Genomic DNA, 17115 nt, shown 5'->3' with positions numbered 1-17115 from the left:
GGGCTTAGGCCATTTTGCATTGTGCTGATTTCGGCATCGCCGTTGCCGAAAAAGGTCAAGCCGTGATGGCGGGATTCGGTCAGTCTTAATCTATTAGTAACATTTAATTAACCATTGAGAGACACCCATGACACCTGCATCCCCTTTCATCGCATTACGCGCGATTGACTCCCACACCGGTGGTGAACCTACCAGGTTGATTATCGATGGTTTTCCCGACCTGGGCCGTGGCAGCATGGCTGAGCGTAAAGCGCTTTTCGCTGAACATTATGATGACTGGCGTAGTGCTATCATTCTGGAACCGCGTGGCAACGATGTATTAGTGGGCGCGTTGCTCTGCCAGCCCTGCTCTCCACACGCCGCCGCCGGGGTGATCTTCTTCAATAATAGCGGCTATCTCGGCATGTGCGGCCACGGCACCATTGGGCTCATCACCTCTCTGGCGTATCTTGGTCACATTGCTGTGGGCGAACACCAGATTGAAACCCCGGTTGGCACGGTGAGCGCAACGTTGCATGAAGATGGCAGTGTAACTATCGAAAATGTCCCCGCTTATCGTTACCGCCAGCAAGTCGCCGTGTCTGTTGAAGGCTATGGCGAAGTTACCGGAGATATTGCCTGGGGGGGAAACTGGTTCTTCCTCATCAGCGACCATCACTTGAGCATCGCCACTAACAATATTGAAGCCCTAACCGCCTTCAGTTGGACGGTACGCCAGGCGCTAGAAAACGCGGGGATTTACGGGGAAGACGGCGGAGTTATCGATCATATTGAACTCTTCTGCGACGACGAACAGGCCGACAGCCGCAATTTTGTTTTATGCCCTGGCAAAGCGTATGACCGCTCGCCGTGTGGCACCGGAACCAGTGCCAAACTGGCTTGCCTGGCCGCAGATGGCAAATTATTACCAGGTGAAATCTGGCGCCAGGCCAGCGTGATCGGCAGTGAGTTCAGCGGTTATTACCAGCCCAATGCCGGAAACACAGTGACACCGTTTATTCGCGGGCAAGCTTTTGTCTGTGCCGATAGCCAATTGTTACTGGATGAACGCGACCCGTTTGCCTGGGGGATACGTTAATGGCGACCGCCGATGCGATTGTCATTGGCGCGGGTATTATCGGTACGGCCTGCGCATGGCAGTTAGCACAACAAGGGTTACGGGTGTTGCTGGTTGACGACCAACGCCCTGGCGCGACCGCTGCTGGCATGGGGCATTTGGTGTGTATGGATGACAACCCCGCTGAACTTGCGCTGAGTAGTTATTCGTTGAATTTGTGGCGCAGCGTGGTCGACCGTATGCCGGAAGACTGCGCCTGGCGCGACTGCGGTACCTTGTGGCTGGCAGAAAAGCCCGAAGAAATGGCGATTGCGGAAGTTAAACAGCAACGGATGGCCGCATTTGGCGTGAACAGTGAACTTCTGACCCCACAACAGGTGGCACAACTTGAACCGATGCTACGTGGCGGATTAGCCGGTGGTTTGCGCGTGCCGGGAGATGGCATTATTTACGCCCCGAATGCGGCCCGTTGGTTGGTTGACGATGCGGGGCAAGCCGTCCAGCGGATTTACGGTGAAGTCGTAGCACTGGAACAGCAGTCGGTGGTTTTGGCGAGTGGGCAGCGATTTAGCGCACCGGTTATCACCTTAGCCTGTGGTTTACAGGCCGACAAACTGCTGGCAACGCCGCTACTGCGAGCCAAAAAAGGCCAACTGGCGATCACCGACCGCTATCCACACACGGTAAAACACCAACTGGTGGATCTAGGTTATGGAGCCAGTGCGCATGCTTCCGACGGCACATCCGTGGCCTTTAACGTGCAGGCTCGCCCAACCGGCCAATTGCTGATTGGTTCCTCACGCCAGTTTGACACCCTCAACCCAGCCATCGACATGCCTTTGCTCGCCACCATGCTTAAACGCGCTACAGACTACCTGCCCGAGCTGGCAAAAATGAACATCATCCGCTGCTGGGCGGGGTTTAGGGCAGCGTCGGCCGATGGCCTTCCCTTGCTTGGTCCCCATCCGGATTATTCATGGCTGTGGTTGGCGCTCGGACATGAAGGTCTTGGCGTCACCACGGCGATGGGCAGTGCGGCATTGATTGCCGCGCAAATCCAACAACAGCGCACCGCCATTGATGACACTCCTTATCTGGCTGCGCGTATGTTCGCCACAGACGAGTGCCTCTTATGAAACTGATCTCCTTAACCCTCGCCGGACAACCTTATCAGGTACCAGAAGGCATCACCGTGGCGGCAGCACTCAGCTTAAGCGGGCAAGATTACTGCCGAATTTCCGTCAGCCAACAACCGCGAGCGGCTTTCTGTGGCATGGGTGTGTGTCAGGAATGCCGGGTCATCATTGATGGTGTGCAACGACTGGCCTGCCAAACTTTGTGCCAGCCCGAGATGAGAATCGAACGGAGTGGGAATAAATGAATAACCTGCAATGCGACGTGTTGATTATCGGCGCTGGCCCTGCCGGAATGGCCGCTGCGCTGGCGGCAGGTGAAAGCCAGCAACGAATCGTGATGCTTGATGATAATCCGCGTCCTGGCGGGCAAATCTGGCGCGATGGGCCTGAAGTCGAGTTACCCGCTCTCGCCCGCCAATATCGGCAAGCCATTGATGCGTTAGAACACTTTACCCTGCTCAACGGCAGCAAAGTGGTGGCGCAAAGCGGGCCACAGCAACTGTTGTACGAAAATGACAAAGGTTGCGGGACTATCGACTACCAACGGTTAATTTTATGCTGTGGCGCGCGCGAACTGTTACTGCCCTTCCCTGGCTGGACTTTACCGGGCGTGACAGGTGCCGGTGGCTTACAGGCACAAATCAAAAACGGCTTATCGTTGCGTGGCGAACGGGTGGTGATAGCCGGAAGCGGGCCGTTGCTACTGGCGGTTGCCGACAGCGTCAGTAAAGCGGGCGGTAAAGTCACGTTGCTGGCCGAACAAGCCGCGATGAGCAGACTCGTCACATTCGCCAAAGGGCTGTGGCAGTGGCCTGCGAAAGTGCGGCAGTCATTAGGTTTAATTAACCGATGCTATCGCCCAAACAGTTATGTGCTGGAAGCGCAAGGCCAGCAGCGGCTTGCCGCCGTTCGTGTCCAACAAGGTGGACAAATTCGAACCATAGCTTGTGATCGTTTAGCCTGCGGATTTGGGCTGGTAGCCAATATCGAATTAGCCATGTTGTTGGGGTGCCGGATAGAAAATGCAGCCATTTCCGTTGATGAATGGCAGCAAACCAGTATTGCCAACCTGTATGCGGCTGGTGAATGCACCGGTGTGGGTGGAAGTGAACTCGCTTTGGTGGAAGGCACAATTGCCGGATATGCTGCCAATGGTAATACAGCGGCTGCGCAAGCATTGCTGGCAAAACGCAGCAAATGGCAACGTTTTGCCACCGCAGTCAGCCAAACCTTTTTGCTAAATCCGGCACTTAAAACTCTGGGTGCCGCAGACACTTTTATGTGCCGCTGTGAAGATGTGACGCTGGGGCAAATCAATACCCAGGCCGGTTGGACTGCCTGCAAACTCAATAGCCGCTGTGGGATGGGGTCGTGCCAGGGGAAAATCTGCGCCACCGCCGCCCGTTACCTGCTTGACTGGCCGATACCGCAGCCGAGAGTGCCGTTAACACCAGTGCGGCTTGAAACACTGGCGGTACTCACTCCCCGGCAGGCTGATGATGTTGAATAATTGAATGTTTCATTTCCCTGTCCGGAAAACTGGAACGTTATTCAGGGGGCTCAATATCCACCCCCTATTTTTCTATTTTAAAAATACGACCAATACCCTTTTATGGTTATTCTGGTTATAGGTTATTAATAAAGCAGCGTACAAAAAACAAACTTTAAGTTAAATGCGAATGTAAAGAAATGAAAAGCCCTTCTTTTTCACAGCGAATGAGACTCTTTCCTATTTGGGTTTTCAATGAATGATGATATTTATTAAGACCAGTTGGTAAAAACAATAACCAATAAAAATCAATGTGATAGATTAAATATTAATTAGCCATCACCCCTGTTTTATTTAAATAACGTCCTCTTAGCATCGACCTCGCTGATACTAAAAAAACCTTTCGTGTAAGCTGTGTGACAAAATAATTACAGATTTAATTATTTGTAATAAAAAAGTATGAGAGACGTAATTCAAAGAAAAACCATAGTTATAATTATAAAAAAATGTAACGTGAGATTGAAATCTCAATACGCCATCAAGCTCGGTAATGTTTATCTTTATAAATCCAATCGCTTTGAATTCATTTGCAGATTCAAAGGGCTGAAGCCGCCTGGAACTTGCCTGAATGCTTGTCGTAAATGGATGAAATAAACTTACCGCGCTAAGTATTATACAAGGAGAATTACTCAAAACAGGTCGTCGATATTCTAAATTAAATAAAAAGGAATTTAGCCAATTTATTACACACAGCTAATTTGTTTTATGAATACGGTTCATTCATCTGTCAATTTTCAAACATGGCGGAAACGAGTGATGATAGCTTATAAAAGGTAAACATAGGGGTAATTATCTATGGCCTCACAATATGACTTTACTGTCACACTTCACGATCTTGCTTTTATCCTTAAGCAGATAAAAATATCTGAAGCCGCGACAAACCCAGATGGCACTATCAATGGTGATGTACTACGCGATGCTGTTTCCAGCCCATTATTGCCGTATGGATTGCGCACCGTCGATGGTTCCTGGAATAACCTTCTGCCAGGTCAGGAGCTCTACGGTTCCGCCGACCAAACCATGCCAAGATTAACCGCGTTAAACTGGCAAGATGCGGATGCGTCAACCAGTTATACCCAAATCGGAGGCATGGTTGTCGATGCAGACCCACGTATTATCAGTAACTTAATATCCGATCAAACCAATTCAAACCCCGCAGCAGTCGAAGCACACGAAGGTCTAGCTGATGCCCCAGGGGGTGGTACAGAATCCGATAATGGCAGCTTGTCGATTCCTAACTTGTCTCCCGATGTCGGGCTATCCCCCGCTTTTAATGGCTGGATGACCTTCTTCGGCCAGTTCTTTGACCACGGTTTGGATCTGATACCCAAAGGAGGAAACGGAATTGTCTTTATTCCGTTACAACCTGATGACCCTTTATGGGTTAAAGACTCACCCACTAATTTCATGATATTAACCCGGGCAGAAGTTGATGCTAATCATGAAACGAAAAACCTCACTACCCCATTCATCGATCAAAACCAAACTTACACTTCCCACCCTTCACATCAAATATTCATCCGCGAATATCTATTAATTGATGGTAAGCCTGAGCCTACCGGTAATTTATTAGGTGGTGTTAATGGCGGACTGGCAACCTGGGCTGATGTAAAATTCCAGGCTGAACATATTCTCGGTATTAAACTCACCGATCAAGACGTGTTTAATGTTCCGCTGCTGGCAACCGACCGCTACGGTAATTTGATCCTAAGTGAAAACGGTAAAGTGCAGATTGTCACCACCGCTGGGTTGGTTGAAGCCAACGGTGAGGCTTTATCCGCGAATACCTTCCGTACCGGACACGCGTTTCTTGATGACATTGCCCACACGGCGACGCCAAAAGGACTGGTGGCTGATGACGACAATGTGATTGGTGGCGAGCAGGCTGCGGGCACCTACGATAATGAACTGCTCGACCGACACTTTATAACTGGTGACGGGCGCGGCAATGAAAACATTGGTTTAACCGCAGTACACGCGGTATTCCACAGCGAACATAACCGCCTGGTGGAAGAGTATAAAACCACGATTCTGGGAACCGGCGATATTGACCTTATCAACCAATGGTTAATGCCGTCACACCAGATAACTGAGTTGCCAGCCGATACCGGCACCCTGGTGTGGAACGGCGAATACTTATTCCAGGCGGGTCGTTTCACCACAGAAATGCAGTATCAGCATTTGGTCTTCGAAGAGTTTGCGCGTACTGTGCAACCCGCCGTTGACCCGTTTGTCTTCTCCAACAGTGCGGATATTAACCCAGCTATCTTTGCTGAGTTTGCTCACGTGGTTTACCGCTTTGGCCACTCAATGCTGACAGAAACCGTCGCGCGTACCGATATCGCTATGCAAGATGGTGATATTGGCCTGATTGAAGCGTTCCTCAACCCGCTGGCCTTTAATCAGATCAACAGCGAAGCGGTTTCTGATGAACAGGCGATTGGCGCGATTGTGCGCGGTATGACGCGGCAAGTTGGTAACGAAATTGATGAATTTATTACCGATGCCCTGCGTAATAACCTGATTGGCCTGCCGCTTGATTTAGGCGCACTGAACATTGCCCGAGGCCGTGATACGGCGATGCCGACCCTGAATCAGGCTCGCGCACAATTCTTTGAATTAAGCGCTAACAGTGAATTACGGCCTTATACCAGCTGGGCTGATTTTACCACTTACCTGAAAAATCCGGCTTCCATCATCAACTTTATGGCCGCTTACGGGCAGCATGAGTTGATTCTGAGTGCCACCACCATCGAAGGCAAACGTGCCGCGGTGAACTTCCTGCTGTTCGGCGATGGACCGAACACCCCACCACCTGCTGATGCGATGGATTTCTTCAACAGTACCGGTGCCTGGGCGACCAAAGAATCCGGCCTGAATATGGTCGACTTCTGGATTGGCGGGCTAGCGGAGCGCAAAAATGAGTTTGGCGGGATGCTCGGCTCAACCTTCAACTTTGTCTTTGAAACGCAAATGGAATTGCTGCAAGACGGCGACCGCTTCTACTACCTGAGCCGTGCTCAGGGGCTGAACATGCTCAATGAGCTGGAAGCCAACTCGTTTTCCGCACTGGTGATGCGCAACAGCGATCTGGGCGAAATCGGTTCATCTCACCTGCCCGCTAACCTGTTCCAGACCCCAGACCATATTTTCGAAGTGAACCAGGCGCTGCAAACCGAAGCCGACCCAACCTGGGGTAACCCGCTTAAAGACTTGTTGACGCCGCTGATGACACGGCGCGCTGCCTCTCAGGATGTGGACGGTGATGGTGCGGCTGACGGCGGTTATCTTAAATACACTGGTGATGGGCACGTGGTACTAGGAGGGTCCGCGGGCAACGATACGTTAATCGGCGGTAAAGGCATCGACAGCCTGTGGGGTGACGCTGGTGATGACCGGCTTGATGGTGGCGATGAAGCCGACGTAGTTCACGGCGGTGACGGTGATGACATTATTACCGACACTGGCACACCTGTGGGTGATGCCGACTTCCTGCATGGCGATGGCGGCCACGATGTGATCTTCTCCGGTAACGGCAACGATCTGGTCTTCGGCGGCAGCGGCAGTGATTTTGTGGTGGTAGGCGAAGATGCACAGGAAGTGTTTGCTGGCCGGGATAATGACTTTGTGCTCGGTGGTTCGGGCGGTGATGCGCTGCTGGGTAACGAAGGCGATGACTGGCTCGAAGGCGGTGACGGGTTTGACTCGCTAACCGGTGAAAACTCCGAACTGTTCTTCAACAGCACGATTATCGGCCACGACGTACTGAACGGCCAGGGTAACGACACTGACTACGATGGCGAAGCCGGCGACGACATCATGGTTCAAGGTGCGGGGATTCAGCGCAACAATGGCATGGCCGGTTTCGACTGGGCAATCCATAAAGGCGACACGAACGGCGCAAACTCTGACCTCGGTATTCCAATTTTCGTCAACCAACAAGAGTTTATTCTGCGCGACCGTTTCGACCTGGTTGAAGGGTTATCGGGATGGAAACATGACGATGTCTTAGTCGGGACAGAACGCCCTATCGGCACCGCGCCAGTTCAGGGCGCCCCGCTCTCCAATAATCTGACCCAGGAAGGTGCAGACAGGATCACCGGGCTACAGAGCATTCTTGGTGTTGAACACTCCGCTGACCCCAATGCGGTGCTGTTTAACCCTGATGATGGCAGCGATATTTTACTCGGTGGCGGCGGTAGCGACCGCATGACGGGTAAAGAAGGTAACGACATCATTGATGGTGATGCGTGGCTGAACGTGCGAATCGCAGTCAGCGGGATGCCGGGTGTGACCAGTGCCGACAGCATGAACGAGCTGAAATCCTACATGCTCAACGGTACCTTAAAGCCCGACCAGCTCTCGATTGTGCGCGAAATCCTCCAAGAAGGTGATGGCAGTGAAACTGATGTTGCGGTGTACCGCGATGTCAGCAGCAACTACGCCTTTACCCGCATGGCGGATGGCAGCCTCAGAGTCGACCACGCCACCCCGAATGCCGCATTGAATCTCAATGATGGTATTGACCGCCTGCTGAACATCGAAAAACTGGAGTTTGGTAACGGTGAGCAGTTATGGGTCACGGCGCAACAGGGCGTCGGCGATCTCACCATCAGCAGTGCTACGCCACAGGTGGGCGATCTGCTGCGGGTTAACGTCGCTAACTTGCAGGATGGCAACGGTCTGGCGGCGAATGTGGCGATGACGTTGACATGGCAGGCATTTGTCGGTGGCACATGGCTGAATCAGGCAGTTGGCGCAGAGTTCAGAGTTCCTGGAACCATTCAGGGTGCGCCACTGCGCGTGGTTGCCAGTTTCAACGACCGAATGGGCGATGCTGAAACCTTAGTGTCCGGGCAAACACAGGCTGTGATGCCACGAGATCAAGCAACCACCGGTACTCCGGTTATCAACGACCTAACGCCAACAGAGAGCATAACGCTGACCGCCGTTGTCTCCGGTATTGCTGATGCTGACGGCCTGAGCGGCGGTAACTTTAGCTACCAATGGCGAATGAGTAACGGGAACGGCTTTACCAATATTGCCGGTGCCACTGCCGCGACTTACACGCCAGGCCAGGGGATGGTTGGCCGGACTTTGCAGGTGGTGGTGACCGTGGTTGATGATGAAGGCAACGCCCCTGTTGTCCTGACCTCTTCCACCACCCAGCCTATTGGCGACCTTATTGTTGGCACGAATACCGGGAACACCCTCGTCGGAACCGCGTGGAGCGATATCCTGCGTGGTGAAGGTGGCAACGACACCTTGCAAGGTCGTGCAGGCGACGATCTGTTAGCCGGCGGTGTGGGTAACGACAGTCTTGATGGCGGCCTGGGTGCCGATAGCCTGGCTGGCGGTGCCGGAAACGACACTTATATCGTGGATGATGCTGGCGACATGGTCATTGAAGAGGTGAATGGCGGAACGGACGTCGTCCAGACCAACCTTGGCAGCTACGACTTAACCGATAACGTTGAAGATCTGACATTCACCGGGCAAGGCAGTTTCATCGGCACCGGGAACGCCCTTTCCAACACTATCACCGGTGGCAACGGCAACGACTTCTTGTTCGGCATGGGCGGAAACGACCAGTTGCTGGGCGGGCAAGGAAATGACTTCCTCGATGGTGGTGACGGTGTCGACAACCTACAAGGCGGCAATGGCAACGACGTCATGATTGGCGGCGCGGGTGCTGATGTGCTGGCTGGCGGCGTCGGCAACGACATCCTTAATGGTCAGGCTGGCAATGACAACATGGACGGCGGTACGGGTGACGACATCTTCGCCTTCAGCGCAAGCTTCGGGCAAGACCGTATTACCGGTTTCGACAGTAATGCCAATGGCGGGCAGGATTACCTCGACCTGAGTTTGCTGGGCATCACTTCCGATACTTTTGCCGGCAGCGTGGTCATTAACGGAAGCAATGGCAACACCATTGTGACCGTTGGTACTGATGCCATCACGTTAGTTGGCATCAACGCCACCACCGTCAATATTGGTGATTTTATCCTGGAATTACCGAACACCTTTGCCGCAAACAACGGCAATAACTCACTGATCGCGTAAGGAGAAGACTATGTCGCGCCAGCATACGCCAACAGAACTGAAGAATGCGTTAAAGGGAACGAAGCCCACATTTATTACGCTGCTGTTTTTTAGTTGTGTGATTAATATGCTTATGCTGGCGCCGGCAATCTATATGTTGCAGGTTTATGACCGTGTTCTGGTGAGTAAAAACACCACAACCTTACTGATGTTAACGTTATTGATTGTCGGCTTATATATCGTGATTGCGTTAATTGAGTCTGCCCGTTCCAGTGTGATGGTCCGGTTGGGCAACAGACTTGATGTAAAATTAAGCCAGTTAGTCTTTAATGCGGCGTTTAAACGCAAAGTCGCAACCGGCGAAAATAACCCTGCGCAAGCGTTGGCAGAATTAGACCAAATTCGTCAGTTTCTTTCCGGTAACAGCTTATTTGCGCTACTGGATATTCCATGGACTCCGGTTTATTTGTTTATCGCGTTTATTGTCCACCCACTGCTGGGGTACCTGGCGCTGGGCGGGATACTGATATTATTTATCCTCACCTTAGTGTCTGAATTTTCCACTAAGCGCCCTATTCAGCAAGCCCATTCATTGACCATCAATAATGCCAGCCGACTCAATAAGCAATTACAAAACTCCGATAGCATTGAAGCGATGGGCATGCTCGCTACGCTGAAACTCAACTGGCAGGAACAACACAGCAAAGTCCTGGTACTGCAAACGCAGATTGCCGATAAAACCGTCAACTTAAACAGTTTGAGCCGCTTTGTTCGCGTGTTGCTGCAATCCGTGGCGCTGGGAGCCGGTGCCTTACTGGTGATTGGGGGTCAAATTACCCCAGGGCTGATGATTGCCGCCTCCATCATTCTTGGCCGCGTCCTCAACCCGGTGGAACAAATCATCGGTAGCTGGAAACAGTTTGTGCAATTTCGCAGTGCGTGGCAGCAGCTATCGACATTGCTGAAGGAATACCCGGCACCGAAGGAAATTCTCACGTTGCCACGCCCAAAGGGCAATATCAGCGTCGAAGCGTTGTTTGCCGCAGCACCTGGTCAACGTAGCCCTCTGCTGCGTAACATCTCATTTCAACTCGAACAAGGTGAAGTGCTGGGCATCATTGGCCCTTCCGCATCAGGGAAAACCTCGCTGGCTAAGCTGTTAGTCGGCGTCTGGAAGCCGCTCTCCGGTAAGGTTCGCCTGGATGGCGCGGATATTTGCCAGTGGGATAAAGAGTTACTTGGCCCGTCAATCGGCTACCTCCCGCAAGATGTTGAATTGTTTGACGGCAGCATCGCGCAAAACATCGCGCGTTTTACCAAAAGCGACAGCGAACTTATCGTGGCCGCCGCCGTTCTGGCGGGTGTTCACGAAATGATTTTGCGCCTTCCGCAAGGCTACGACACGCCGCTGGGCGCGGGCGGGCACCAGTTGTCCGGTGGGCAACGGCAGCGTATTGGGCTGGCGCGCGCGGTCTATAACAACCCCGCTTTCCTCGTGCTGGATGAACCGAACGCTAATCTGGATGACGCGGGTGAATTCGCGCTGGTGAAAGCGATTAATACCCTGCGAACCCAGGGGCAAACCACCGTAATTATCTCGCATCGTCCGACGCTGCTTGGCGTCGTAAATAAAGTCTTACTGCTCAATGAAGGAGCGGTGCAGGAGTTCGGCACCCGCGACCAGGTCTTTGCCAATCTACGCCAGGCCAACGTTTTAAAACCGGTGGCAACCTCTGGCTCATCGAATAACGAACAGCAACGAGAGGCCTGAAGATGAAAAAGATTAAAAGCGAAATTCTGGGTTCTGGCAGCGTAGATACGCAAATTTGGCCGCCGATCCTGCGGGGGATCGTCGTCATTATGCTTGGCGTCGGTGGCTTCTTATTGTGGGCGGTACAGGCTCCTTTAGATGCGGGTGTGGTGGCTGACGGTACAGTCACGGTTTCCAGCAACCGCAAAACCATTCAACATCTGAGCGGTGGACGCGTTACCGATATTTTTATCAGAGAAGGCGATATTGTTAAAAAGAACCAGATATTAGTGCGGCTGGATAAAATGCAGCTCGACATGCGTTACAGCGCATTAAACGCACAATATATCTCAGCCAAAAGTAATGAAGATCGTTTATTGGCCGAAAGAGATGGCCTGGAAACCATTGCCTTCGACAAAGTGCTGACACAACAGTTTTCAACCAACAAACGCCTGATAGAAGTGAGAAACCTGCAAGAAAAATTATTTGATACGCGCCGCAAAAATATCCAGGACGAAGTGTCGATGATTCAGGAAACACTCGTTGGCCTTGTCGAGCAGACTGATAATTTAAATAAAATAAAGAGCTATCGCGATCATCAGTCTAATCTGATCAACCGTGAATTGGGTGCTATTCGCGCACTCAGTGAGAAGAACTACTACCCCAAAGCGCAATTACTGGTACTTGAACGCGAAGCTGCGGAAATATCCGGCAGTGTCTCGGAAGATATTCTGAATATTGCCAGACTCAAATCGCAACAAAATGAATTGAAAATAAAGGCCTATCAAGTGCGCCATCAATACCTGCGCGAAGTGGAATCTGAATTAACAGAAAAACAAAAAGAAGTGGCGATGCTGGAAGATGAACTGGTGTCAACCCGCCATGAGCTGGATAATACGGAAATCCGCTCGCCGATTGATGGCATCGTTCTGGATGTCAAAGTCAGCACCGTGGGCGGCGTTATTCAGCCTGGTGAACATTTAATGGATATTGTCGCGGCCGGACAACCTCTGCAAATTGATGCCAAAATCCCGGTGCATGCCATTGATAAACTGACCCCGGGGCTGATGGTTGATGTGTTATTCCCGGCTCTTAACCATGCTTTACTGCCATCGGTTCCTGCGCATGTGTTGACTATTTCAGCCGACCGTTTGATCGATGAAACTACCCAGCAGCCCTATTATCTTGCCGAAGTACAAGTCTCGACAGAAGGCGTGCATTTACTGGGAGATTACAAAATTAAAGCCGGTATGCCCGCCAGCGTGACAATAAAAACCGGCGAGCGGACATTCCTGAGCTACCTGTTTAAACCTTTGCTCGCCCGCCTGGAACTGGCCTTTAAGGAATACTGACACTCTGTTTGTTTACTGATAATCTTGCTAGCTCCAGATTTCTGACGCCATAAAAGAGCGAACACACGATGATGCCACACGTTAAACGAACAGGAGCGCTCGTTGCGTTTGCTCTTTTACTTGCAAGTTGTTCATCTAAACCCCCACAGTCTTTAGTCACGCCGCTCCAGCCGGGGGTTAAAAATTCACTACCTGGAAAATCGAAAAGCCAGGAACCTGTGCGTGGTGTGTGGCTGGCGACGGTTTCCCGTCTCGACTGGCCTCCAGTGTCATCGGTGAATATCAGCAGCCCAGAGCTGCGTATCAACCAGCAGAAAAAAGCGCTGACCGACAAGCTGGATAATCTGAAAAGTCTCGGGATTAATACCGTCTTTTTCCAGGTTAAACCGGATGGCACCGCCCTTTGGCCGTCAAAAATTTTACCGTGGTCTGACGTGCTTACCGGTAATATTGGTCAAGACCCAGGTTACGACCCGTTGCAATTTATGCTCGATGAATCACACAAGCGCGGCATAAAAGTGCATGCCTGGTTTAACCCCTATCGTGTCTCGACTAACACTACTCCCCGAACCCTTGCGGAACTGAACCAGACATTGTCGTTGAATCCGGCGAGTGTTTACGTCCTGCATCGTGACTGGATTCGTACTGCGGGCGACCGTTACGTGTTGGACCCTGGCATTCCGGAAGCACGCGACTGGATAACCAACATCGTGGCGGAAGTCGTCAAAGGCTATGATATTGATGGTGTCCAGTTTGATGATTACTTCTATACCGAATCACCAGGTTCTGCGCTTAACGATAACCAGACATTCAAAAAGTATGGCCTGGCATTTAACTCAAAAGCTGACTGGCGACGCCACAATACCCAGCAGTTAATCGAACAAGTTTCTCGCACCATTAAACAGCTGAAACCGGGCGTTGAATTCGGCGTTAGCCCTGCGGGCGTATGGCGCAATCGCTCATTCGACCCAATGGGTTCCGATACGCGAGGTGCTGCCGCATACGACGAATCATTTGCTGATACCCGCAAGTGGGTGCAACAAGGGTTGCTGGATTACATTGCGCCGCAGTTGTACTGGCCTTTTGCCCGCGATGCCGCGCGTTATGATGTGCTGGCAAAATGGTGGGCAGATGTGGTGAAGCCAACTAACACCCGTCTTTACATCGGCGTGGCGTTGTACAAAGTGGGCGAACCGTCAAAGAATGAGCCGGACTGGATGGTTCGTGGCGGGGTGCCGGAGCTGAAAAAACAGCTCGATTTGAATGAGTCGACGCCACAAATTAACGGCACGATTTTGTTCAGAGAGAACTACCTCAACCAGCCGCAAACCCAGGAAGCAGTTAACTATCTTAAACAGCGCTGGAACCAATCTTAATTGATTGAATTTAATAGCTTCATGTAAATCTGGCGTTTATATTTATTTAATGACACAGCTATTGTTGATTTTAATACTCATTGTAATAAACGGGTTTTGTAGGGTGGATAAGCGATAGCGTCATCCACCATTTTGAAGTGAACCCCGAAAGATTTCGGGGTTATTTATTCTAATAACGCACACAAATCGATTTTGTTTCCGTATAAGCATCCAGCCAGTCCGGGCCAAAATCTCTGCCTGAACCGGATTGTTTCATGCCGCCAAACGGCAAATTGGCATCAATAAGCGTATGGCTGTTTACCCAAACGGTTCCCGCCTGAATGCGTGAGGTATAACTCATCGCCGCCTGCATGTTGTTGGTCCACAGACTCGCCGTTAAGCCATACTCTGTGTCGTTTGCCAGGCGCAACGCTTCTTCGGCATCTTTGACGCACACCAGGTTTACTACCGGCCCAAACACCTCTTCATGATTCAGGCGCAAATCCGCTGACGGATTCACAACCAGCGTTGGCGTGATGTAATAACCCTCGCCTTTTGGCGCGGTGTTCCCGGTGATCAACTCCGCATGTTTGCGCTGCGCATCATCCAGATAACTGGCGACTTTTTGCTGATGCGCTTTTGAAACCAGTGGGTTGATGTGCGTACCGGTATCCATACCTGCGCCTACAGAGAGTGATTTCACCGCCTGCTCAAAGCCGCTGACTAATGTGTCAAACAGTGGCGATTCAATGTAAATGCGTGAGCTGGCGGCGCAAACCTGCCCCTGGTTCAGGAAACTACCCGCCATCAACCCGCCAATCACCATCTCAGGGTCGGCATCTTTCAGTACGATCGCCGGGTTTTTGCCGCCCAGTTCTAGCGTGACGCGAGTCAGACGATCCGCAGCCGCGCGCGCAATGCCTTTGCCGGTGGCGGTCGAACCGGTAAAGCTGACTTTCGCAACCAATGGATGTTGTGACAGCGCACGCCCACAAACCGCGCCGCTGCCGGTGACAACGTTAAATACGCCATCAGGAATACCGGCTTCGCTGGCTAATTCCGCCACACGTAGCAACGTTAGCGGCGTGGTTTCCGATGGTTTCACCACAATCGAGCAACCTGCCGCCAGTGCGGGCATCACTTTCCACATGCCAATCAGCAGCGGGAAGTTCCACGGCACAATGCCTGCGACCACACCGACCGGCTCTTTGCGGGTCCAGGCCTGGTAACGCGCCCCTTCCGGCATTGGAATCGATACATCCAGCGTGCGTCCGCTGATTTTGGTGGTCAGCCCGGCGGTATAACGCATCCAGTTCAGCGCGCAGCCCACTTCAAAAGCACGGGAAATGTTAATGGATTTACCTTGTTCCAGCGTTTCAAGTTGCGCCAGTTCTTCGGTATTTTGTTCAACCAGGTCAGCAAATTTCAGCAGAATTCTTTCGCGTGCGGCAGGCAACATATTCGCCCACACGCCGCTGGTAAACGCACGCCAGGCCGAAGTGACAGCTTTGTCGACATCGGTTTCACTGGCATCGGCACTGGTGGCAATTTGTTGGCCATCTGCCGGGTTAAAAACACTCAGGCGTGATGAGGAAGCCGACGCATGCCAGCTTCCGTCGATATACAGCCCATGCTGGCGCGCCAGAAAACGTTGAACCGACTCGAGAACAGCAACAGCGTTAGCAGACATAGTTTCTCCTTATCATCGTATTGGCAACAAGCCCTGGTAAGCAGTCTAGGGGCTGGCTGCGTAAAAGGTTTGCCTGTGCCTGACAATTACTTTGTTCCCTGTGACAGCACACGCATTTGGCGACAAAGCTCGCCGTTTTATTGGCCAATTTATCTATAGTGAATTCCTATACCAGACGCGAAGGGCTTCTCCCGTATCGCGCAAGCTGTAACAATGAATTAACACGTGGCACCCCTGGTGCAATTGGTGAGGTGAACAATGGCAGATTCGGCAAATCACGAGCGTTTCGATAGTTGGTTGGATCATATCAACCGTGCCTGCGGGCCTTTCGCCGGGCAAGTCACGGATGGTGGATTCCACGGCAGTTTGCAGGAATATCACGCCAATGCCATGAAGCTGAGCATCGTCGATGCCGCTCATTCACGTCTGTTCCGTACCCAATATGAAGTCGCTCGCAGCAACGACGCCTGGTATTACGCGGTGTTTCAACTCGATGGTGAAACCGTTCTGGAGCAAGGCAACAACCAGGCGGTGATGCACAGCGGTGATATCACGCTGATTGATGCTTCACGCCCGTGCAGCATCAATTACACCCAACAAACCAAACAAATTTCATTGCTGGTTCCGCGCCATATGCTGGAGCAAAACCGTCGTTCAGGTGAACTCCCTTGTGCCTATCGCCTCAACGCCGAAATGCCAGTGGTGAAAATGAGCCAGCGTCTGCTGCATGAAAGCATGAAAAACCCGACGCTTAACGCCTGCGAAAGTGAAGCCGCGCTGGAAGCACTTATTTGCCTGCTGCGCCCGGTATTGCAGGTGCGCGATGCCCTGCCGTCCAAACGTGACAAGCAACTTGAGCGGGTAATGGGGCTGATTGATAACAATATTCAGTCGGAAGATTTACGCCCTGAATGGATTGCCAGTGAAGCGGGAATGTCAGTGCGCAGTCTGTACCGCATGTTTGCCGATAAAGGTCTGGTGGTGGCGCAATACATCAAAAACCGTCGACTGGATTTGTGCGCCCAGGCGCTGCGCACCGTCAGCACGACCGAGAAATTAGCCGGAATTGGTTATAACTGGGGATTCACCGACCATAGCCACTTTTCGACGGCATTTAAGTTGCGCTTCGGTGTTTCGCCTGGGGAATATCGCAAACGCTGGCAGTAAACTAGCGAGGGATA

Annotated in this window: 10 protein-coding genes; 9 read left to right on the top strand and 1 reads right to left on the bottom strand. The window is 51.8% G+C overall.

The features are described from left to right. Positions 1–127 precede the first annotated feature (127 nt). The 8 genes from MNO13_RS12485 to MNO13_RS12450 all read left to right on the top strand — a co-directional run bounded on the left by MNO13_RS12485 (position 128) and on the right by MNO13_RS12450 (position 14265). Entirely contained in the window at positions 128–1078 is a 951-nt protein-coding gene (locus MNO13_RS12485) for a 4-hydroxyproline epimerase (protein WP_133521484.1), read from the top strand. Continuing rightward, on the top strand, positions 1078–2193 hold the full coding sequence (locus tag MNO13_RS12480) for an NAD(P)/FAD-dependent oxidoreductase (protein ID WP_121813496.1): 1116 nt from the start codon (positions 1078–1080) through the stop codon (positions 2191–2193). The genes MNO13_RS12485 and MNO13_RS12480 overlap by 1 nt, the downstream gene beginning before the upstream one ends. Further along, a complete protein-coding gene (locus MNO13_RS12475) occupies positions 2190–2438 on the top strand; it encodes a (2Fe-2S)-binding protein (protein ID WP_121813497.1) in 249 nt (82 codons plus the stop codon). Before MNO13_RS12480 ends, MNO13_RS12475 begins: the two co-directional genes overlap by 4 nt. Continuing rightward, on the top strand, positions 2435–3703 hold the full coding sequence (locus MNO13_RS12470; RefSeq protein WP_241938798.1) for an FAD-dependent oxidoreductase: 1269 nt from the start codon (positions 2435–2437) through the stop codon (positions 3701–3703). Before MNO13_RS12475 ends, MNO13_RS12470 begins: the two co-directional genes overlap by 4 nt. A gap of 834 nt (positions 3704–4537) precedes the next feature. Continuing rightward, positions 4538–9808, top strand: coding sequence for a peroxidase family protein (locus MNO13_RS12465; RefSeq protein ID WP_241938797.1), 5271 nt, complete (start codon positions 4538–4540; stop codon positions 9806–9808). Positions 9809–9818: 10 nt separating this feature from the next. Next, complete coding sequence (locus MNO13_RS12460) at positions 9819–11558, top strand: type I secretion system permease/ATPase (RefSeq protein WP_241938796.1); 1740 nt, start codon at positions 9819–9821, stop codon at positions 11556–11558. A gap of 2 nt (positions 11559–11560) precedes the next feature. Continuing rightward, entirely contained in the window at positions 11561–12889 is a 1329-nt protein-coding gene (locus MNO13_RS12455) for an HlyD family type I secretion periplasmic adaptor subunit (RefSeq protein WP_064546675.1), read from the top strand. Positions 12890–12957: 68 nt separating this feature from the next. Then, entirely contained in the window at positions 12958–14265 is a 1308-nt protein-coding gene (locus MNO13_RS12450) for a glycoside hydrolase family 10-like protein (RefSeq protein WP_133521486.1), read from the top strand. 169 nt (positions 14266–14434) lie between these two features. Here MNO13_RS12450 and MNO13_RS12445 read toward each other — a convergent pair whose 3' ends face one another. After that, the gene (locus MNO13_RS12445; RefSeq protein WP_121813500.1) at positions 14435–15934 is read right to left on the bottom strand and encodes an aldehyde dehydrogenase family protein; all 1500 of its coding nucleotides are present in this window, start codon (positions 15932–15934) and stop codon (positions 14435–14437) included. A gap of 258 nt (positions 15935–16192) precedes the next feature. Here MNO13_RS12445 and feaR point away from each other — a divergent pair, with 258 nt between their 5' ends. Beyond that, on the top strand, positions 16193–17101 hold the full coding sequence (gene feaR / locus MNO13_RS12440; protein WP_064546668.1) for a transcriptional regulator FeaR: 909 nt from the start codon (positions 16193–16195) through the stop codon (positions 17099–17101). Positions 17102–17115: the final 14 nt, after the last annotated feature.

Origin of the sequence: Buttiauxella ferragutiae (assembly GCF_022637515.1) — a bacterium.
GTDB lineage: Bacteria > Pseudomonadota > Gammaproteobacteria > Enterobacterales > Enterobacteriaceae > Buttiauxella > Buttiauxella ferragutiae.
Note: the sequence above shows the minus strand (reverse complement) of the source record. Positions and strands in the feature narration are given on the sequence as shown.